At 53.0% G+C, this 20780-nt stretch carries 16 protein-coding genes; 15 read left to right on the forward strand and 1 reads right to left on the reverse strand.

Going from position 1 to position 20780, the window contains the following annotated elements:
• The first annotated feature begins 385 nt into the window (after window positions 1-385).
• The 4 genes from MHH28_RS05820 (at window position 386) to MHH28_RS05835 (ending at window position 6808) form a co-directional block, all read left to right on the forward strand.
• Complete coding sequence (locus tag MHH28_RS05820; RefSeq protein ID WP_405112940.1) at window positions 386-1693, forward strand: BNR-4 repeat-containing protein; 1308 nt, start codon at window positions 386-388, stop codon at window positions 1691-1693.
• 296 nt (window positions 1694-1989) lie between these two features.
• Window positions 1990-4602, forward strand: coding sequence for a phosphoenolpyruvate synthase (gene ppsA, locus MHH28_RS05825; protein ID WP_405112942.1), 2613 nt, complete (start codon window positions 1990-1992; stop codon window positions 4600-4602).
• A 41-nt stretch (window positions 4603-4643) separates the two neighbouring features.
• Window positions 4644-5417, forward strand: coding sequence for an ABC transporter ATP-binding protein (locus MHH28_RS05830; RefSeq protein WP_405112944.1), 774 nt, complete (start codon window positions 4644-4646; stop codon window positions 5415-5417).
• Between the two features lie 134 nt (window positions 5418-5551).
• On the forward strand, window positions 5552-6808 hold the full coding sequence (locus MHH28_RS05835) for a peptidase G2 autoproteolytic cleavage domain-containing protein (RefSeq protein WP_405112946.1): 1257 nt from the start codon (window positions 5552-5554) through the stop codon (window positions 6806-6808).
• Between the two features lie 87 nt (window positions 6809-6895).
• Here the strand turns inward: MHH28_RS05835 and MHH28_RS05840 are convergent, their stop codons facing one another.
• Complete coding sequence (locus MHH28_RS05840; protein ID WP_405112948.1) at window positions 6896-8194, reverse strand: alpha-glucosidase/alpha-galactosidase; 1299 nt, start codon at window positions 8192-8194, stop codon at window positions 6896-6898.
• A gap of 180 nt (window positions 8195-8374) precedes the next feature.
• On the opposite strand from MHH28_RS05840, the gene MHH28_RS05845 reads away from it, so the two are divergent.
• The 11 genes from MHH28_RS05845 to MHH28_RS05895 all read left to right on the forward strand — a co-directional run bounded on the left by MHH28_RS05845 (window position 8375) and on the right by MHH28_RS05895 (window position 20676).
• Window positions 8375-9271: a helix-turn-helix domain-containing protein gene (locus tag MHH28_RS05845; RefSeq protein ID WP_405112950.1), complete on the forward strand. Its 897-nt coding sequence runs from the start codon at window positions 8375-8377 to the stop codon at window positions 9269-9271.
• A complete protein-coding gene (locus tag MHH28_RS05850; RefSeq protein WP_405112952.1) occupies window positions 9268-10035 on the forward strand; it encodes an AIR synthase related protein in 768 nt (255 codons plus the stop codon). Before MHH28_RS05845 ends, MHH28_RS05850 begins: the two co-directional genes overlap by 4 nt.
• Before the next feature lie 293 nt (window positions 10036-10328).
• Window positions 10329-11294, forward strand: coding sequence for an NAD(P)/FAD-dependent oxidoreductase (locus MHH28_RS05855; protein WP_405112954.1), 966 nt, complete (start codon window positions 10329-10331; stop codon window positions 11292-11294).
• A 74-nt stretch (window positions 11295-11368) separates the two neighbouring features.
• Window positions 11369-12793 (forward strand): spore germination protein, encoded by a 1425-nt coding sequence (locus MHH28_RS05860; RefSeq protein WP_405112956.1) that lies wholly within the window; start codon window positions 11369-11371, stop codon window positions 12791-12793.
• Window positions 12794-12828: 35 nt separating this feature from the next.
• Window positions 12829-13938, forward strand: a complete 1110-nt coding sequence (locus MHH28_RS05865) for an endospore germination permease (RefSeq protein WP_405112958.1) — start codon at window positions 12829-12831, stop codon at window positions 13936-13938.
• Window positions 13939-13954: 16 nt separating this feature from the next.
• On the forward strand, window positions 13955-15133 hold the full coding sequence (locus MHH28_RS05870) for a Ger(x)C family spore germination protein (protein WP_405112960.1): 1179 nt from the start codon (window positions 13955-13957) through the stop codon (window positions 15131-15133).
• A gap of 47 nt (window positions 15134-15180) precedes the next feature.
• Window positions 15181-15399, forward strand: coding sequence for a hypothetical protein (locus MHH28_RS05875; protein WP_405112962.1), 219 nt, complete (start codon window positions 15181-15183; stop codon window positions 15397-15399).
• A gap of 137 nt (window positions 15400-15536) precedes the next feature.
• Entirely contained in the window at window positions 15537-16487 is a 951-nt protein-coding gene (locus tag MHH28_RS05880; protein ID WP_405112964.1) for an ABC transporter permease, read from the forward strand.
• Complete coding sequence (locus MHH28_RS05885; protein WP_405112966.1) at window positions 16481-17386, forward strand: carbohydrate ABC transporter permease; 906 nt, start codon at window positions 16481-16483, stop codon at window positions 17384-17386. The genes MHH28_RS05880 and MHH28_RS05885 overlap by 7 nt, the downstream gene beginning before the upstream one ends.
• A gap of 147 nt (window positions 17387-17533) precedes the next feature.
• On the forward strand, window positions 17534-19105 hold the full coding sequence (locus MHH28_RS05890) for an extracellular solute-binding protein (RefSeq protein ID WP_405112968.1): 1572 nt from the start codon (window positions 17534-17536) through the stop codon (window positions 19103-19105).
• Window positions 19106-19209: 104 nt separating this feature from the next.
• Window positions 19210-20676 (forward strand): response regulator, encoded by a 1467-nt coding sequence (locus MHH28_RS05895; RefSeq protein WP_405112970.1) that lies wholly within the window; start codon window positions 19210-19212, stop codon window positions 20674-20676.
• The last annotated feature ends 104 nt before the right edge of the window (window positions 20677-20780 follow it).

A 20780-nucleotide genomic window follows, 5' to 3' on the forward strand; every position in this document is an offset into this window, starting at 1 on the left:
ACCTCCCTACGCCGGATGCCGCTAAAAGTAGGCGATGCGAGAAAGAGAGTGGGAATTCATGCCGCTTAGTGCAGCTATAACAATAAAAGCCGCCAGTTACAGCAATCTTGCCCCCCAGTTACAGCATTCTTGCAATAGTACAGTAACAATCTTCATGGCTGCATGCTATTGTTGGGCCAGCAACACTAGCAACTAGCGTACAGTAGCACACATTACACATCACACTAGTCCCAAGTACACTAATTTCAGGATAGTTGCGGGAACGGGGAGGCGGTGCCGGAGAAACTTGTATGCGTTTACATCTCGTTAAGTTTGTATTCGTTTATGTTCGTTTGTATTCATTTGTGTTCGTTTCTAAGGCACAGAATTAAGGGAGGCGTAATCGTTGAAGCAGAACAGAATGTTAAAAAAGAACACAAAGCTGAAACAGAACAGACCTTGGCTGCTTGCTCTTGTGATGACGCTGCTGCTGAGCGTGCTGCCTGCGGGGACGGGGAGCGCGGCTGCTGTGCTGGAAGAGGTGCCTTTTCCGATGGATTCCAGCAATCAGGCCGGATGGTGGTCTCCGCTTGCCACTTACGGGCTTGGCTATGAGTATGCCTATATGGCCTATAACGCCCCGGGAGCAATACCCGGCAAGCATACGGTAGCCATTGCAAGAAGAGACAAAGACGGGCTATGGACCAAGCTTCCGCTCATGGATGGGACAACCCCTGCGGAATATGTGGACGATCTCGGACATAATCAGCCCTCCATGGCCAGAGACGGGAGCGGGCGGTTCCACGTATTTGCTTCCATGCATAGCACAGCCTGGCAATATTACCGCTCAGATACTGTAGGCGGGATTCCGCAGAACCATTCGGACGAGCTGCCCGCAGGCATGAATGTAACCTATCCGGTTGTGACTACTGCTCCGAATGGAGATCTGTATTTACTGGTGCGTGTTGACAAAGACCCGGCCGGCAAAAGAGAGGCCGTGCTGTTTCGCTGGAACAATGCTGATTCGGTCTGGACTCAGGTCAAGACCATTGCGGCGCACCTGAACCGGTCTGTCTACCCGGATGATCTGGTCTTTGACGCTAACGGCGACTTGCATATCTTATTTGAGTGGGCGTACTTCGCCGCCAGCCCGCTGCGCCATCAGTTAACCTACATGAAGTACAGCCCGTCCACGGGTGTATTCAGTAAAGCGGATGGAACTCCGGTTACAGCGCCGGTCTCACTGACTACGGCGGATATTGTGCAGCCTATGGCTCCAAGCGAAGCCTATGTTCAGAGCGGCAGTGACCCCGGCGGGCCGGGCGTACAGAGCGCCAAGATGACACTTGATTCGGCGGGAAGTCCGGTGATCGCTTACCGTTACCGTGAGGAGGGGGGCACAAGCTTTGCGGTGAAGCAGGCTACGTACGGTGCAGGAGGCTGGAACCTGCAGACCGTCTATGACGCTGCTCCCACTAACGCTGCAATCGATGTGACCTGGACCGGTACAGCAGCAAGAATCTATTATGTCAAAAGCAGCGGAACTGACCGTGCGTTCATGGCAGTGAATACCGGGGGTGGCTGGACGGAAAGCTCGCTTGCACCGGGCATCCCGGTCGAACGGCTGGCGGCAGACCGCAGTCCAAAGGGCATTGATATCCTCTATCTGGTAGATGTAACGAACCTGAAGCTCTACTACGGACGAAATAACTAGACTATGCTGAGGCATCCCAGACGATACCCTCTCAGCGGGAAATAGAAGGATAAGGTATAGCGTGCAGCACATACATTTATATTAAAAAAAGAACCCGGGCTATTGTCCGGGTTCTTCCATATTGCATCTATCCATACACGATGATATAATCAAATACGGCTGTTTTTAAAAATGAGAATAGAGAAGAGACATCTTATATTACTAATATAACATGCCGCCACGCTGATGTCAATTTTTTTCTCGCTGAACAGGCTTGCGGGTTACGGCTTCTAATTCACATGTCAGGGGAGATCGAGATGCAATCACTGGTTATAGGGCTTAAGGAAATGGACAATGCACAGCTGCTGCTGGCGGGTGGGAAGGGCGCGAATCTTAGCAGGCTGTCCCGGATGGAAGGCATCCATGTGCCAGAAGGCTTCTGTGTGACTATCGAAGGTTATCAGGAAGCTACCCGGAATAATGAAGCGTATCATGCTTTGCTGGACCGGTTAGCGGTGGTACAAGCCGAAGACCCGGCACAATTGGCTGACATCAGCAGAGCGATCCGCCAGACGATTGAAAGCGCGGAGATTCCGCCCGGAGTTGTGGCAGCAGTTACGCAGCAGCTCTCCCGGCTTGGGGATGATCAGGCGTATGCGGTGCGCTCCAGTGCAACGGCTGAAGATTTGCCGCAGGCGTCTTTTGCCGGTCAACAAGACACGTATCTGAATATTATCGGGTTGGACTCCATTCTTGAGCATATCCGCAAATGCTGGGCGTCGCTGTTCACGGACCGTGCGGTAATCTACCGGATGCAGAATGGTTTCGACCACAGACAGGTCTACTTGTCTGTAATTGTTCAACGAATGGTCTTCCCGCAGGCCTCAGGCATTCTGTTCACCGCAGATCCGATTACGAATAACCGCAAGCTGCTATCTATTGATGCCGGGTATGGCCTGGGTGAGGCGCTGGTCTCGGGCACGGTGTCTGCGGATGTCTACAAGGTGCGGGAAGAGAGTATCGTCGAGAAGCGGATAGCGTCCAAAAAGCTGGCAATCTACGGTCTGCCGGGAGGCGGCACAGAAACCCGTGTGCTGGGTCCCGGTCAGCAAGAGGCTCAGACGCTCACGGAACCGCAGATTTTACAGCTCGCACGTATCGGGAGACACATAGAATCTAATTTCGGGTCCCCCCAGGATATCGAATGGTGCTTGGCCGAGGATACCTTCTATATCGTCCAGAGCCGGCCGATTACGACTTTATATCCCATCCCGGAATCCAGTGACCAGGAGAACCGTGCATATATATCCGTAGGTCACGGGCAAATGATGACTGACGCTATGAAGCCGCTGGGCTTGTCATTTTACCTGATGATATCCCCTGCCAGCATGCGTAAAGCCGGCGGACGGCTGTTTGTCGATATCACCTCCCATTTAACTTCACCAGCCAGAAGGACAATCATTGATACGCTTGGCAAATCCGATCCGCTGGTCAAAGATGCGCTTCTGACGATCATCGAACGGGATGATTTCATCCCTGCTCCCCCGGAGGCCGAACAGCCGCCTGTTCCTGACAAAAGCATTACAGCCAAGCCTTCCCCCGCAGATCAAGCCCCTGCCGGAGGCGATCCGGCCATCGTTACGGAGTTGATTAAGAGCTGCGAAGCGTCGGTAGAAGTACTGAAACAGAGCATCCGGACGAAGTCAGGCTCAGCCTTATTTGATTTTATCCGGGAGGATATACTGGAGCTTAGGCGAGTTCTATTCAATCCGCAGAGTACGGCGGTGTTTATGGCTGCCATGGATGCTTCGTCATGGATCAATGATCATATGTACGAGTGGCTGGGTGAGATTAACGCCGCAGATACGCTTTCGCAGTCTGTGCAGAACAATATCACTTCAGAGATGGGCCTGGCGCTGCTGGATGTCGCCGATGTGATTCGCCCTATTCCGCAGGTCGTAGATTATTTACAGCAGGCACAAGGGGAAGAGTTCCTGGCCGGACTGTCTACATTAGAGGGCGGACAAGAAGCCTATGACGCTCTGACAGACTACCTGGACAAATACGGAATGCGCTGTACAGGGGAAATTGATATTACCAGACCCCGCTGGAGCGAGAAGCCGTCTATGCTGCTGCCTATCATCCTCGGGAACATCAGGAACTTTGGGCCTAATGCCGGCAAGCAGAGATTTGAACAGGGACGGGAGGAAGCCTGGAATAAGGAACAAGAGCTGTTGGCAAGGTTGAAGCAGTTGCCGGATGGTGAGCATAAAGCCCGGGAAACTAAACGGAATATTGACCTGGTCCGTAATTTCATCGGTTACCGGGAATATCCCAAATACGGCTATATTAACCGTTTCATGGTATACAAGCAGGCAATGCTGAAGGAAGCGGAACGACTGGTTGAAGCAGGGATTATCCGTGACCTGGAGGATATATTCTATCTCTATTATGAAGAGCTGGAAGAAGCCGTCCGTACCAGTTCATTCGATTATCAACTCATCCGCACACGTAAAGACGAATTTAATAGGTATCAAAAGCTCACTCCCCCGCGTGTAATAACGTCTGACGGTGAGATTCTCTCAGGCCGGTACAAAAGGGAGCAACTGCCGCCTGGAGCGTTGGCAGGTCTGCCTGTATCATCGGGTGTTGTCGAAGGACGGGCCCGGGTCATCCTTAAGATGGAGGAGGCCAACCTGGAGGAGGGGGATATATTAGTTACCTCCTTTACAGACCCCAGCTGGACCCCCTTGTTCGTCTCTATCAAAGGACTGGTCACCGAGGTCGGGGGACTGATGACACATGGTTCCGTGATTGCACGGGAATATGGTATACCGGCGGTGGTTGGAGTGGCGGATGCGACCAAGCTGATTCAGGACGGGCAACGCATTCGTATCCATGGAAGCGAAGGGTATATTGAGCTGCTATAATATTTCAATGAAGATCAGAGCAAGGGAAGGGGGCACCAAAAATGATTATCTCGCTTGAACATGTATCCTGGCGGCGGGAACAGACGATAATTCTGCACGATATGAATTGGCAGGTACATGAAGGACAGCACTGGTGCATAGTCGGTCTGAACGGCTCAGGCAAGACGTCCATGCTGAATGTCGTGAACGGCTACATCTGGCCAACGGAGGGACAGGTTGAGGTGCTGGGCCACCGCTTCGGCGATGTGGACCTGAGAGAGCTGCGCAAGCGGATCGGCTGGGTCAGCACCTCTTTGCAGCAGAAGCTGTACGGCCATCAAACGGCGCTGAATATCATTCTGAGCGGCAAATTTGCCACAATCGGGCTGTACGACAAGACGGAAGAAGAGGACCTGAAGCAGGCAGAGGAGCTGCTGGAATTCCTGGATTGCTCGGCCCTGGCCACTCGCACTTATGATACCTTATCACAGGGACAGCGCCAGAAGATTCTTATTGCACGCGCGCTGATTGCAAATCCCGCACTGCTTATTCTGGACGAGCCGTGTACGGGACTGGATATTTTTGCACGGGAGCAGCTTCTGCACATGATCGAGAAAATCACGAAGCAGGAAGGCGGGCCCACCTTGCTGTATGTGACCCATCATATTGAGGAAATTACGCCGTGCTTCACGCATACTCTGCTGGTTAAGACAGGAGAAATCTACAAAGCTGACGAAACTGCGGAGTGCTTGAAGTCCGGGGTGCTCAGCGATTTCTTCGATACCCCGGTTGAGGTGCAGGAGCACCATAACCGGAGATGGCTGACTTTGGGGTGAAATTAAGAGACATTACAGGAAGCCATGACAAATAATATTTTGTACCCGGGAGACATGCCCGTGTCCATTCCATCAAGTCCACAATATTGTGTAGGGTAGGACCATAATAACCACAATATTAGGAGGAATGACTTATGGCAGATACAGGATGCAGTCAGACCGCTTCCGGATCTTGCTCACATGCAGAGGGGAACTCCACTACCGCAAGCGGGTTTGCTTCTCATGCTGAGGGGTATGAGACCACAGCCACTGCTTCTGCGGCTCATGCTGAAGGGTACCAGACCCTTGCAGTATTGGACACGGCCCATGCCGAAGGGAATGGTACGCTTGCATCAGGACCGGCATCACATGCGGAAGGCTACAGTACCCTTGCAATCAATGACGCTGCCCACGCTGAGGGAGGTTTAACTGTTGCCTCTGCACCTCAATCTCACGCTGAGGGTGCTCAGACGACTGCTTCGGGTGTAGCTTCACATGCGGAAGGCAATCAGAGCACTGCTAGTGGTGAATATTCCCACTCAGAAGGCTTCCAGACTTTAGCTGCTGGTGGTGCTGCTCATGCAGAAGGCTTCTTCACTCAGGCAAATGGGCTTACTTCTCATGCGGAAGGTTCCTTCACTGAGGCAAATGGAAACTTTTCGCATGCAGAAGGTTCATCTACAATTGCAGGTGCACAGAACTCTCATGCTGAAGGGAACAGTACGGTTGTTCTTCCAGAACACACTGAGGCTCATATTATGGGTATTTTTGGTCAAACACTGTTTCCTGCATCTTGGCATTTAGCTAATGGTACTCCATCCACACCTGGCTTGGCTGCTGCGCTTGAGGGGTCATCCGGAAATTTATACCTTCAAGGCACGGTAATGCCTTTTGGCGCCGATTATGCCGAAATGTTTGAGACCGTGGACGGGTTGCCGATCGAACCGGGCTATTTCGTAACCACAGAGGGTGAACAGGTCAGAAAAGCAACTTCGGCAGATCAATACATCCTGGGTGTGGTCAGTGCAAATCCTTCTGTACTTGGCGATTCTAGCCCTTTGAACTGGACGGGCAAATACGAAAGGGATGAATGGGGCAGGGTTAAATATGAAGATCGGGAAGTGAAGCCAGTAATAGACAGCAAGGGCAAAGTTCTGGCGCCTGCATATACTATGAACTCGGCTGTTGTTAATCCAGAGTATGATCCGTCTCAGACGTATGTGCCACGGATCGATCGTGCAGAATGGGTGGCTGTAGGAACCATGGGCAAGCTTCTGGTCCGGGATGACGGAACCTGCCAGGTGAACGGCTATTGTCTGCCTGGTGAGAATGGAGTGGCTACCTCCGCTACAGAAGGATACCGTGTTTTGGCCAGAACAGCACCGAATCAGATCAAAATTTATGTGAAATAAATAATTCTGCATGTGGACGAAGCTCAAAAACATAAGGCAGCAATTCTCCAGTTATAGAGGATTGCTGCCTTTGTTGTTATTTAGAATTTATTGATACTTAGGTAACCAGTCACCATGGGCAGCAATCAGATCATCGCACATGCTGATGATATCGTCCATCGACAGTTCGGCGGCAGTATGCGGGTCCAGCATGGCGGCGTGGTAGATATGCTCCTTTTTGCGTGACATAGCGGCTTCAATAGTCAGGAGTTGGGTGTTGATGTTAGTCCGGTTGAGCGCTGCGCACTGTGGAGGCAGATCGCCTACAAAGGTTGGCGTCACGCCGCTTCTGTCCACGAGGCATGGCACCTCGACACAGGCTTCCTTCGGCAGATTGGTGATCAGGCCTGTGTTCATCACATTGCCGCCAATCTTGAACGGCACATCCATCTCCATCGCTTCGAGAATATAAGAGGCATACTCATGGGAACGCTCATGCTTCAGCTCCTGATTGTTCACCAGCTCCCCGCGCATCTGTTCCCACCCCTTGATCTGCTCTACACAGCGGCGCGGATATTCGTCCAGCGGTATCTGGAAGCGTTCGATCAGTTCAGGGTAGTTCCGCTTGATGAAGTATGGATGGTATTCGGCATTATGCTCGGAGGATTCCGTAATATAGTAACCGAATTTCAGCATCATTTCATAGCGGACCATGTCGTAGTGAGGCTCAAGCTGCTTCTCGGCTGCACGCCGTTTGATCTCCGGGTACAGATCCTCGCCGTCCTTGGTGACCTCAAGCAGCCAGGCCATGTGGTTGATACCGGCGATCTTGGCCTGTACTCCTGTCTTGTCGATCCCCAGATGATCGAATAATCCAGGGATGCATTGCTGTACACTGTGACACAAGCCGACGGTATTCACACCGCCGTAGGTATTCATCACATTCGTCAGAACCGCCATCGGGTTCGTATAGTTCAGGAACAGCGCATCCGGGCAGACCTCACGGATATCCGCCGCGAAATCCAGCATCACCGGAATGGTACGCAAATTACGGAAAATGCCGCCGATGCCTACAGTGTCCGCAATGGTCTGGCGCAAGCCGTATTTCTTGGGAATCTCAAAATCCGTAATCGTACAAGGATCGTACCCGCCAACCTGGATGGCGTTAACCACATATTTGGCACCGCGCAGCGCTTCCTTGCGGTCGGTATACATATTGACGGTACAAGTGCTGCCGCTGCTTTTCTTCAGATTCTGCAGCATGCTGGCAGAGTCATTCAGACGCTGAAGATCAATATCATATAAGGCAAGCTCGAACCCTTGCAGAGCGGGGGTAGCCATGATATCCCCGAGCACGTTTTTGGCGAACACTGTACTTCCGGCACCGATAAATGTAACTTTAGACATAAGAGTTTGGCCTCCTGTAAGTTGCGGAAAAGGCTTCTGTCCTCCAATAACATGAACATGAGTCTGACAGAAAGGTAAGGTTTCAGAAGCTTTTTTCGCTGTTTTCTTCTATAATCACTATAGAATAGAACCGAAGGTCCGCCTATGGAGAAAGACAAGATACATATGGAGGAATGTTGCATGAACCCCGAACATTATGAATTCACCCTGGGCATTAACCTGACGCCTGAGGAGCAGGAGCTGTCGGTGCTGTTCAGCGGGGAGGGGCGGCCGCATCCCGGCCATACCGTCGGGCCGTCCGTTCACGACTTTTACTTAATCCATACCGTTCTGGAGGGCCGCGGCCTGTTCGAGAGCGACACCTTCTCGGCGGAGTGCCGGGCGGGTGATACCTTCGTGATTATCCCGGGCTCATTATTCAGCTATAAGGCCGACCCGGATACTCCATGGCATTATGCGTGGGTGGCCTTGCAGGGTATTGGGGTACTGGATCTGCTTAGAGCGGTGGGTATTACGAAGGATCAGCCATTTATCCGTTCCGGCGAAGGTAATGCCGCTGAGCTTCATAGCTTATATGAACGTATCCGGCAGGCATTCAAGCAATCCGCCTATCCGCGCCTGGAGAGTCTGGAGGCTTCGGGCTGGGCAAGGCTGCTGCTGCACCGGTTCGGGCGGGATAATCTAAGTGCCTTGCCGCCGAACCCGTCCGGGATGCCGGAGATGATCGACCGGCAGATCGACCAGGCGATCCGCTGGATCTCGCTGCAATACCATCAGCAGATCAGCATCGATCATATCGCGTCCTCGCTCGGCTATCACCGGGTTCATTTATCCAAGGCCTTCAAGCAGCGGACCGGTCTGTCGCCCAAGCAGTTTCTGCTCAAAATCCGAATGAACAAGGCCAGAGAGCTGCTGGGCAGCATGCTGACCATTGAACAGGTAGCCTCTTCGGTGGGCTTCAACGATGCCTTGTATTTCTCCAAGCAGTTCCGCAAAGCTACCGGCATGCCGCCGAGCGAATACCGGGCCGGGCTGAGGAACGGAACTGAAAAAGATACAGGAGGATTGAAACTATGAAACCGCAGGTTGAGCGAATCCGTGATCTGACCGTAGTACGGAGGGGAGGAGGCCGCGTGCTGGTCATCGGCTGTGATTCCAGTGCCAGCATCGGGAATAAGCCGATGGATGTGGTGCAGACTCCTCCGGCTGTCGCTGGCTATTACGCCGCCCGAGTGGCAGTGATGGAGGTGCTGTCTGTGGGGGCGGAGATCTTAACGGTCATCGATACCCTGGCGGTAGAAAAGGAGCCTACAGGAAATGAGATCATCCGGGGCATTCACAAGCTGCTGCATGAAGCCGGACTCTCTGCCGCCCATGTGAACGGCAGCACCGAGGATAATTTCGTGTCCTGCCAGACCGGCATCGGCATCACCGTGATCGGTGAAGCTGACGAAGAGCGGCTGAAGCTGGGATGTTCACGTACCGGCGACTGCATTGTGATGCTGGGCGAACCGCTGGTCGGAAGCGCTGTTCTGGAGCAGGAAGCAAGCTTGTGTACCATCGGGCAGCTTCAGCTTTTGGCAGGTGCGCCGGAGGTCCGTGACATTCACCCGGTCGGCTCTAAGGGAGCCGGATACGAAGCGGAGCTTCTGGCTGAGCTGAACGGCTGCGGCTTCCAGCCGATGCCGGGAATGGCAGATAAGCTGAAGGCATCCGGGGGACCGGCGACAGCGGTGATTTTTGCGGCAGCGGAACTTAGCCTTGCAGAGCTTCAGTCCAGAATAGGCGGCAAAATGGAGATTATCGGTTATTTGCAGAATTTGCAGAATTTGCAGCCTTGAATGGAGCATTTGATGGATACAGTGGAGAAAATCCACCTACATTCGTTCCCGCGAAGAAGCAGAATTGACAGTCCTTCGTTTAACGGTTATTATAGATACTCATAGTCCTTAATAGAGATGCAGACATTAAGTCTATCGAGGTAGTGACCTTAATATGAACGATAAAATGTCTTAGCCTTTTGCGGGACTAGCTTTTTTGGATTAATTAAAGACTATATTAGTCTCTAATGTCCGCAATGTTGATCGCCGTCACCTACACACCGTCCACACACCAACCCAAGGAGGAATTACAAATGAAGAATCTGGAAAATGCAGCTGCAACAGAGCCAGCAAATACAGCAGATGTATCAAATGCAGACGTAGTGATTATCGGAGGAGGTCCCGCCGGGCTGAACGCCGGGCTGATGCTGGGCCGAGCGCGGAAACGGACGATTGTCATAGATGAAGCGCGTCCGCGTAATGCGGTAACCCGGGAAGCGCATGGCTTCCTGACCCGGGACGGGATTGCTCCGTTTGAACTCCGCCGGATTGCCATAGAGCAGCTCGGGGTTTATCCATCGGTCTCGCACATGGAAGATACCGTTGTATCCATTACCGGGGAGGATGGCGCCTTCCAGCTGGAGACTGCTTCAGGTCTTAAGATGACTGCCAAGAAGCTGCTGTTCGCCGCAGGCATGAAGGACCGCAAGCTGGATATTCCGGGACTGACTGAGGTCTACGGAACCAGCGCCTTCGTCTGCCCGTACTGTGACGGCTGGGAATTAAGAGATCAGCCGCTGGTGGTTATTAGCCGAGGAGCGGCTCTCATGCATCTGGCCCCGTTATTGTACGGGTGGACGAAGCAATTCACGGTATGTACCAACGGACCGGATGAACTTAGCGATGCGGAACGGGAGGAATTGCGTGCTCATGATATTCCGTTATTCGATACTCCGATCCGGGAGATTTCATCCAGTAAGGGCATGGTTAACCATGTGAAGCTAATGGATGGAACAGAAATCCCGTGTACCGGAATCTTTTTCAAGCCGGAGCTGCTTCCGGGAAGTGATCTGCCGCAGTCCCTGGGCTGCCGGATCTCTGAGATGGGTATTCTGGAAGTCGGCGAGTTCGGCCAGACCAGCGTACCCGGCATTTACGCCGCAGGCGATGCCGCCACAATGATGCATCAATCCATTGCTGCCGCTGCATCGGGCGCTCTGACTGCGGCGGCGATGAATGGTGAATTGAACCGGGAGGTCTGGAAGGCCGGGCTTGCATAATTTTTCCCTTCATAGCAAAGGATAGCATTACTATGAATATGAAATGCAAAGTGTAGAGCAGGGAGGGAGTACAGGTGAACACAGTAGCGGAAGCAGAACCGGAGATCCGGCTGACCCGGCGGCTGGCGGAGAACGAACAGGTATTGCGCGGGATTTTTGCAGGCTGTGAGGATATTGTGTTCCATTCGTTCCAGACCGTTCATCTTACTTCTGCGCTCTGTGTGTACTGTACAGGATTATGTGATACGGAGCGACTGGAGCAGCAGGTGTTGGCTCCTCTGGAGCAGACCGGCCTTGTAGTTGAACCGGCAGGAGAAGGGGCTGCTCAGGTCCCGGTCGCCTCGATGAACCAGATTGTCAGCGTAGAACAGGCTACTGCAGCAATTCTGGACGGCGAAGCTGTACTCCTGCTGGACGGCCAGGCTGCGGGTACGGGTTATCCGCTATATAAGGTGCCCACCCGAACCCCGGAAGAACCCGCGGCTGAATCCACCGTCCGCGGTGCCCGTGACGGATTCACGGAATCCCTGGCCTCGAATCAGGCGCTGCTGCGTATGCGGCTTAAGACGCCGGTACTGAAACTGCATACCCGGACCATTGGAGAGTACAGCAACACGAAGGTTACCCTTGTATATATGGAGGGAATTATTCAGCCGGAGCTGGTCACCGAAGTCAGCCAGCGGCTAAACCGCCTGAAGATCGAAGAGGTGCTGGAGAGCCAGTATATTGAACAGGGCATCATTGACCAGCCCTCTTCACCGTTCCCGCAGATGATAGCCACGGAGCGCCCGGATGTGGTGGCCTCCAATCTGTTGGAGGGCCGGTTTGCGCTGCTGATTGACGGAACTCCCTTCAGCCTGATTGCCCCGGTCAATATGTTCTCCATGCTGCAATCCCCCGAGGATTATTACGAGAATATCTACATGAGCATTTTTGTCCGCTGGCTCAGATATATCTTCTATGCCTTGTCGCTCCTGCTGCCCTCAGCTTATGTAGCGATCACCACCTTCCATCAGGAGATGATCCCCACCGTGCTGCTGCTGAGTATCGCGCGGGCGAGAGAGGAGATTCCTTTTCCGGCTCTGGTTGAAGCGCTCATTATGGAGATTGCCTTCGAGGCGCTGCGGGAGGCGGGCGTGCGGCTGCCGAAGCAGATCGGTTCCGCCGTCAGTATTGTGGGCGCTCTGATTATCGGCCAGGCTGCGACCACAGCGGGAATTGTCTCCGCTCCGATGATCATCATCGTGGCCATCACGGGCATTGCGTCCTTCATGGTGCCGCGTTATGCCGCCAGTATCGCAACCCGCCTGCTGCGCTTCCCGATGATGATTCTGGCAGGCACACTGGGGCTGATCGGCGTCATGCTCGGCATCATCCTGGTGGTTATTCATCTCAGCAGTCTGCGTTCGTTCGGCAGGCCCTATCTGTCACCGGCGGCTCCAACGTTCAGCAGGGGCCTGAAGGATGTATTATGGATCTCCCAGCCGCGGAGCAAATGACAGAAGCCGGATCACATCATTAGGAAGGGATCATTATGCTGACTGACAAAGGGAAAATATCTGTGACCCAACTGGCCTTTCTGGTGTTTCCCTCCATTCTCGCCACGGCCATATTGTCTGTCCCCGGGATCACTATGCATTATGCGGGACATGACATGTGGTTATCGCCCATCTGGGGCTCGCTGGTTGGACTTACGGCAATTGTTATCTCGCTGGGACTGAACCGGCTCTATCCCGGCAAGACCATTGTGCAGTCCAGTCTGCTGATCGCCGGGTGGCTGCCGGGCAAGCTGATCGGGCTGGTCTTTCTGCTCTACTTACCCCATTTGAACGGCCTGATTATTCTGGAATACGGCGAATTCATTGCGAATAATGCGCTGCCCAAGACGCCCTTACTTGTCATTATGGGCTCCATGGTAGTGGTCTGTGCAATCAATGTCAGACAGGGCATTGAGGTGGTCAGCCGGACCGCCCAGGTATTCGTTACGCTGCTGGTGGTGATGCTCTGCGTGATTTTTGTGCTGCTGATCCGGGAGCTGCGGCCCGCTGAGCTGCTTCCGTTCATGGAGAACGGGCTGGTTCCTACCATTAAGGGCGCGGTGGCTCCGGCTGCATGGTTCAGCGAATATATTGTGCTCGCCTTTCTGCTGCCCTATGTCAACAGCAAGAAGCATCTGGGCCGGACGATGCTCGTCTCCCTTGTCATAACTACTCTGGCGATGACTGCGGCCAATCTGTTCTGCCTGCTGCTGATGGGGGATTTGACGGACAGCTTTGCTTTTCCGGTGATGATTGCGGCACGTTACATTACCATCGCTGATTTCCTGCAGCATATTGAGGCACTAATCATTGCGATCTGGATCTTCGGAATCTTCGTCAAAATCTCTGTCTTCCTCTACATCTTCGCCGCCTCGGCTGCGGAATGGTTCGGGCTGGATGATTATAGACCGCTGGTGATCCCGCTTGCCTTCGTAAGCATGGTGTTCTCTTATTGGGTAGTAACCGGTGCCGCAGGGGTGGCGGCGCTGGTAAGCGCTTCGGCGAATATATATACATTGATGGTCCTGGTGGGGCTGCCCGCCGTTGTCTATGGACTGGCTCTGCTGAAAAGGCGGCTGAAACGGCAGCGGCAGCCCAAAGGATGAAGAAGGAGGGAGGGCAATGCAGGGCTGGAGAGCCATGGTTATGCTGCTGCTGGGCAGTATGCTGCTCACCGGATGCTGGGACCGGACGGAGATCAATGATCTGGCAATCGTGCTCGCCACCGGCGTGGATTATAAGGATGGACAGGCGCAGTTGACGGCCCAGATCTTCATTCCGCGCAAGGGCGGCGGCGGGTCGGAGAGCGGCGGAGCCGGAGAAGGTGCAGGCGGGGTCACCATGATCCGCAGCGCCGAAGGGGATAACATTGCGGAAGCCCTGAACCGGCTCCAGCGCAAGGTGGCCCGCCATATGTTCTGGGGCCAATGTGAGGTGATCGTGATCAGTGAAGAGGCGGGGAAGCAGGGGCTGCGTGAATATGTTGATTTCTTCCTCCGTTACCCGCAGTTCCGTGAACACGCCTATATGTTCTCCAGCCAGGATTCCGCCAAGGATATTCTTGCCCTGCTGGATCCGCTGGAGCGGAGCACCTCCGAATCCCTGCGGGAAATGGCGAATATGAATCTGGGCACACGTGTGACCCTGCTGGAATTGTCCCAATCCATTCAAGGAGCCAGCGGCTCGGCCGTCTTAACCCGTATCCTGATTGCTCCCCCGGAACCGAATGACGGCCCGGATGCGGCGACTCCCTCGCTCAAAGGGTTAAGCCTGTATAAGCAAGGCCGTTACATGCTCACGGTGAAAGAACCGATAAGCCTCGGGGTGCTGCTGATGATTAACGAACTGGATAATATTATCATCACGGTTGCCCTGGAGGGGGAGCAGGGCTCCTTCTCCATCCATCCTAAGGATATAACTACCCATCTGACTCCGCGAATTGTCAATGGGGAATGGATGATGAAGGTCCGGATTGAGGCCAAGGGTGAGGTGGTCCTGAATACAACCGATGCCAACCTGACCGATCCGGCGAAGGTGAAGGCGCTGAAGCAGGCGTGGGAGGACAAGCTGGAGAAGGCCGCCCATCAGGCCCTCCACATGTCGCAACAGGAGCAGAAGACTGATTTCTTCCGGTTCGCCGATATCTTCCGCAAGAAATACCCGCAGCAATGGAAGGCGAAGAAGGACCAGTGGGAGGCTATATATCCCGGGCTGCGGGTGGAGGTCTCCGCCAAGACGAGTATTACAGGCAACGGAAGATCAACCGGACCCCAAGGCATACCGGAGCAGTCGGCCGACTGACGGAGGGGACGCCTGAGACCTAGCAACGATACAAGGATGTGGCAAGTATGAAAATGGCAATGATCCTGGGCATTCTGCTGCTGTCTGCCGCGATCATCATTGTTGAATTCCGGGGCAGCAAGGCCAAGAAAGCCAGACAGGTTATAGCGGGCATCACCTTTACGGCGGCCGGGCTTGCCATTCTTCTCTTGTTTCAACCGGGCCTGCCGGGTCCCACCGAGCTGGTGAAGCTGTTGTTCGGCAGAATCGATCTGATTATGAAATGAAGCACAGGGCAGCTCCTTAGGGGCTGTCTTTTAAGTTTTTACCAAATTCATTTAAGCGATTACATTTTTCTTATCTCCCGCGGTAGCTATAATGAGGAACAGGAGAGCTCCTTAATACAGCCGAAGGGATGGGAGAAATGAAAGCGGTTTTAGACAATCAACGAGATCAGATCGGATTAGTCCGAAGACATACCTTTTGGCACAGAATCAGGAGAGATGCCCTGCTATATGCCCTGTTGCTGCTGCCCTTGCTGTACATTGCCATTTTTAAATATGCGCCGATTTACGGCTTGATCATGGCCTTTCAGGATTACAATATTTTTAAGGGCACGAGCGGAAGTGAATGGGTTGGACTGGATGTGTTCCGGTTTATTTTTGAGCAGGATAGCTTCTACCGTGCCCTTAAGAATACGCTGGTCCTCAATGTGCTGGATTTAGTGGCAGGCTTCCCGGCCCCGATTATCCTGGCGATTCTGCTGAACGAGGTCCGGATGGCCCGGTTCAAGAAATTAACGCAGACCATTCTCTATCTGCCGCACTTCATGTCGTGGGTGATTATCGGCGGGATCGTCTACCTGATGTTCTCGAACAGCGGGATGGTGAATCTTTTCCTGGATAGCCTGGGCCTGGCGAAGATTGAATTCCTGTCACAGAAAGTCCCTTGGCTGGCCACTTATATTACCGTAGGCGTGTGGCAGAACATCGGTTGGGGAACGATTATTTATCTGGCGGCCATCACCGGAATCAACAAGGAGCTGTATGAAGCGTCCGATATGGACGGCTGCAGCAGACTCCGCAAAATGTGGCATATTACACTGCCGGGCATTAAATCTACGATCAATATTCTGCTGATCCTCCAGATTGGCCGAATGGTATCGATCGGGTTCGACCGCCCGTTTGTGATGGGTAATTCACTGGTCAGCGAATATTCGGACGTCATCAGTACCTTCGTGTACAGAGTGGGTATCAGCTCGGGAGACTTCTCCCAGGCAACAGCCGTTGGACTGTTCCAGTCTGTAGTAGGTCTGACTCTGCTGATCGGTGCCAACTATATTGCGAAGAAATTGGGTGAGGATGGGATATGGTGAAAGCGTCAGGGATTATACGAACAAGACGGATTGGACGGAAAAGAAGTGTGGCAGATATCGCGATTATCGTCTTTATTGTGGCCTTGTCATTCACCTGTATTGTTCCGTTCTTATATATGATAGCGCTATCACTGAGTTCCAACGAAGCGATTATCTCGCAAAAGGTATCGTTATGGCCGGTAGACTTCACACTAGAGACGTATAAGACGATTTTGAGCGATGTCGACATGCTGTACACGCTTGGCTACAGTATTGTACTTACGATTTTTTACACGGCGGTATGTATGTTCCTGACCATCTGCGCAGCGTACCCGTTAACGAAGAGACGGCTGTGGGGCAGAAACTTTATTCTGTCGGCTCTCGTCTTCACCATGTATTTCAGCGGCGGTCTGATTCCCTCCTACATTCTGGTCAAGAACCTGGGGATGATGGATACAGTATGGAGTCTGGTGCTGCCGGGCGCGATGAGCGTATTCAACCTGATTATCCTGAAGACCTTCTTCAGCTCTCTTCCCGAGAGTCTGGAGGAATCGGCTTCGATTGACGGATGTTCGGATCTGGGGATTCTCCTGCGGATCGTACTGCCTCTCTCGTTGCCGTCGATTGCCACCTTAAGCCTGTTCTATGCCGTAGACCGGTGGAACGGATTCCAGGACGCGCTATTCTATATCACCAAAAAAGAGCTTTATCCCATGCAGCTTAAGCTGTACCAGATCATCTCAGCCAACCAGCAGCTGGACAGCCAGCAGGGCGGCGAAGGCAGCATCGGCTCATTCATTGTGCCGGAGTCCCTGAAGGCCGCGAGCGTGATGTTCACCACTATTCCCATTCTGCTGATCTATCCCAAACTGCAGAAGTATTTCGTTGACGGTGTAATGACCGGCGCGATCAAGGGCTGACGGGGCTATACTCCAGGGAAAGGGGGGATTCCGGCTGGCGGAAGGTGGATGTGTCGGGGCAAGGAAGCTATAATCTGGATGACTATCATGATAAGGGATGAAAGGGTGGTATATGTGAAGACGGGCATAAAGAAACTATCAGCCGTTATGTTCAGTACAGTACTGCTGGCCGGTGTTGCGGCCGGCTGCGGAGGCAATAACCAGGATAGCAAAGAGGGCGCGGCACCGGAGGCGTCGGGTACAGCTAAAGCACCTTCCAGTACTCCAGTAAAACTGACGGTAGAGGTGTTCGACAGAGGGGTTCAGGGCCAGCCGGATTTGAATAATAATACCTGGACGAAATACGTCAATGAGCATTTCGGCAAGCCCAATAACGCCATTGTTGAATATGTACCGGTTCCCCGGTCACAGGAAGTTGACAAACTGAACGTATTAATGGCTGCGGGTCAGGCTCCGGACATTTCGTTCACCTATGACGGGGCGCTGGTAACCCGCTTTGCCAAAAGCGATGGCCTCCACACGCTCGACGAGCTGCTTGAGAGCCAAGGTAAGCAATTGAAGGAATATCTCGGAGAGAACGTTCTGTCTTACGGCAAATATAACGGCAAGCAGGTATCGATCCCGGGTAAGCGCACCCTGCTCGCCTGGAACGGGATGTTCATCCGTAAGGATTGGCTCGACAAGCTGGGAATGCCGCTCCCGACCAACAGGGATGAGCTATACAATACGCTGGTGGCCTTCCGCGACAAGAACCCGGGCAACGTGAACGGCGTCATTCCCTGGGCAACGGCGGCAGCCGGCATGAACTACACCTTCGGCAACCTGGTTCAATCCTTCTGGGGCCAGATGTCGGAGGAGGAATTCGTCACCACGCCGAACTGGCTGAAGCCGGGCAACAAGGACGCGTACAAGTGGCTGAACAAGCTGTATAACGAGAAGCTGATCAGCCCCGATTTTGCCCTGGACAAAACCACCAAGCAGGCGGATGCCGATGTCACCAACGGCAAGGTAGGCTTCTATGCCGCCAACTGGGATTATCCGATGACCCAGAAAATCCGTGAACCGCTGAAGCAAAATGCGCCGGACGCCAACTATATTCCGATTGATACCTTCAAAAACGCTGAAGGCAAATACCTCAAAGAGGTATATAATGAGAATGGAATATTCTCCTTCATCCCTAAAAGCAGCAAGAACGCAGAGCTGGCTATAAAATATCTGAACTGGATGGCAGACCCGGAAGTGATGTTCTTCCTGCAGTTCGGTGAAGAGGGCGTTAACCATACGCTGAAAGACGGCATCCCGCAAGGGATTTCACAGACCGGCGAGAATATGATGACGAGTAATTTGAATATGGATTATACCGTGATTGTGAACGGCGCTGAGCTGGGCGACACCGAGAAGAACGTCAAAACCTATGCCGCAGCCCTGGCCTCCGGGGATAAGCAGTATGAGGCCCTCGCTATGGAATCGTACAAAATCAACACGACAGACGGCTATTCATCCTTCTATTACGGGATGCCGAACGAAGCCAATATCAAATACGGCAAGACGCTGGGCGATATGAACAAGCAGATGATTGACCGGCTGATCGTTGCCAAGGAGGCCGAGTTCGACGCCTTATACGAGAAGCTGGTGAAGGAATATATGGACGCCGGCGGTAAAGCGGTCCAGGATGAGAATGTGAAGCTCTACAGAGAAGTCAAAGCCAATAACAAATAAGTCTTGAAATACGGATAAACCACGAGGATGATAAGAAGTGGTTTATCCGTGTTCCGTTTGCCGGGTAAGCACCGATGAATTCACACAGGTTCAGGAGGATATCCATGTACAAGGTCATTATTGTAGATGATGAGTCGTGGGCGATTAGAGGGATCAGGAGCGCCTTTGACTGGGAGCAGTATGGCTTTGAAATTTCGGGACAGTTCACAAGTGCCTACCAGGCGTGGGAGGCCATCGTTACACAGGAGCCCGATCTGGTATTCACAGATATCCGTATGCCGGAGATTTCCGGCCTTGATCTGATGAAGCGGGCCAGAGCACGGGGAATAGACACGGAATTCGTGATTATCAGCGGGTATGCGGAATTTGAATACGCCCAGGAAGCGCTGCGCTTCGGGGCCTTGGATTATTTCCTGAAGCCGCTTGATGTAGATATGGCCGATACGTTCCTGGCGAAGATCGCTTTGCATTTCTCCAGGCGCAGTGCGGCGCGCAATTACCTTCTGCTGGATGCGCTTACCTCGGCCGATGAAGAAGAGATCAGGAGCTGCCTTCCTGCCGGCTCGAATGCCGGCTGCTGCCGGGTGCTTGCAGTCCATTATGAGGCAGACCGGCCGAAGATCAGCGGACTGCTGAAGCCGGACGGGCAGCCGGTTCAACTCCTGGAGGTGGAGACTGGAGCGAACACCCTGCTGGCTGTTCTGGTCGCAGAGGAGAAGACGGAGCTGGAAGGGATAACGGATGAATGGACTCCTGGCGTGAGCAGCGCAGGGCTGCCTGTTGTGGGAATCAGCAGCATCGGCAGCGGGCTTAGGCAGATCAGCAAGCTGATCAAGGAAGCGGAGCTGGCGGCCTCCGGGGTATTCGTTGCGGAAGCCTCCGGCGCCGTTCACTACAGTCCCAAGCATCATCTGGTGAAGCCTTGTATAGATGAGCTGCACACTATTGTACACGGGAATCAATACGACAGCATCGACACCTACACCCTTGGCTTGCAGGACTATTTCAGGCTTCATCAGCTGGGAATGAGCGAGGTAGTCTACTTGTGGAATCAGGCAGTCGGCCTTCTGATTAATGCCTATTCGGAGGAGCTCCGGGATATGGAGCTGGAATTCCTGAATTATTCCGAGCTGAAGGAACGGTTCGAGAATCTGGAGTCGCTGTGCAGCTTCCTGCACGACGTTCTTACCGTGCTCCGGCAAGGGAACAGCCGTGCCTTGCAGGAAGGGGATATTCTATCCTGCTTCAACCGGATGATCGCCTATATCGACCGGAATTATGAGCAGAAATTATATTTGAAGGATCTGTCTGTCCAATTCTTCATTAACCAGGTGTACTGCTGTCAGTTGTTCAAGAAAAATCTGGGCAAAACCTTCTCCGAATATGTGGCCGAGCTGAGGATTAGGAAAGCCCGCGGGCTGCTGAAGCAGACAGACCTGTCCATTGAGAACATTGCCATCCAGTCCGGGTATGTGGATTACTATTACTTCAATAAGGTGTTCAAGAAGCATTGCGGGATGACGCCCGCCAAATTCAGGAAAAGGGAAGCCGATCGGAGCGGCAGGCCATGAAGACCCGCAAGGTGAAATTGAAGCATCAGCTATGGCTATTCTTCTGTTGCTCTATTGTTATATTCACGATTATGGAATTTTACTTTTTCTATAGTTTCTCTAAT

This window comes from Paenibacillus sp. FSL K6-1217 (genome assembly GCF_045040735.1).
In the GTDB taxonomy this organism is placed as follows: domain Bacteria; phylum Bacillota; class Bacilli; order Paenibacillales; family Paenibacillaceae; genus Paenibacillus_AQ.

What these genes read in the sequence shown, in the direction of transcription:
- ppsA (WP_405112942.1), top strand. Translation starts at nt 1,990, where the DNA reads ATGCAATCACTGGTTATAGGGCTTAAGGAAATGGACAATGCACAGCTG.
- MHH28_RS05830 (WP_405112944.1), top strand. Translation starts at nt 4,644, where the DNA reads ATGATTATCTCGCTTGAACATGTATCCTGGCGGCGGGAACAGACGATA.
- MHH28_RS05835 (WP_405112946.1), top strand. Translation starts at nt 5,552, where the DNA reads ATGGCAGATACAGGATGCAGTCAGACCGCTTCCGGATCTTGCTCACAT.
- MHH28_RS05840 (WP_405112948.1), bottom strand. Translation starts at nt 8,194, where the DNA reads ATGTCTAAAGTTACATTTATCGGTGCCGGAAGTACAGTGTTCGCCAAA.
- MHH28_RS05845 (WP_405112950.1), top strand. Translation starts at nt 8,375, where the DNA reads ATGAACCCCGAACATTATGAATTCACCCTGGGCATTAACCTGACGCCT.
- MHH28_RS05850 (WP_405112952.1), top strand. Translation starts at nt 9,268, where the DNA reads ATGAAACCGCAGGTTGAGCGAATCCGTGATCTGACCGTAGTACGGAGG.
- MHH28_RS05855 (WP_405112954.1), top strand. Translation starts at nt 10,329, where the DNA reads ATGAAGAATCTGGAAAATGCAGCTGCAACAGAGCCAGCAAATACAGCA.
- MHH28_RS05865 (WP_405112958.1), top strand. Translation starts at nt 12,829, where the DNA reads ATGCTGACTGACAAAGGGAAAATATCTGTGACCCAACTGGCCTTTCTG.
- MHH28_RS05870 (WP_405112960.1), top strand. Translation starts at nt 13,955, where the DNA reads ATGCAGGGCTGGAGAGCCATGGTTATGCTGCTGCTGGGCAGTATGCTG.
- MHH28_RS05875 (WP_405112962.1), top strand. Translation starts at nt 15,181, where the DNA reads ATGAAAATGGCAATGATCCTGGGCATTCTGCTGCTGTCTGCCGCGATC.
- MHH28_RS05880 (WP_405112964.1), top strand. Translation starts at nt 15,537, where the DNA reads ATGAAAGCGGTTTTAGACAATCAACGAGATCAGATCGGATTAGTCCGA.
- MHH28_RS05885 (WP_405112966.1), top strand. Translation starts at nt 16,481, where the DNA reads ATGGTGAAAGCGTCAGGGATTATACGAACAAGACGGATTGGACGGAAA.
- MHH28_RS05890 (WP_405112968.1), top strand. Translation starts at nt 17,534, where the DNA reads ATGTTCAGTACAGTACTGCTGGCCGGTGTTGCGGCCGGCTGCGGAGGC.
- MHH28_RS05895 (WP_405112970.1), top strand. Translation starts at nt 19,210, where the DNA reads ATGTACAAGGTCATTATTGTAGATGATGAGTCGTGGGCGATTAGAGGG.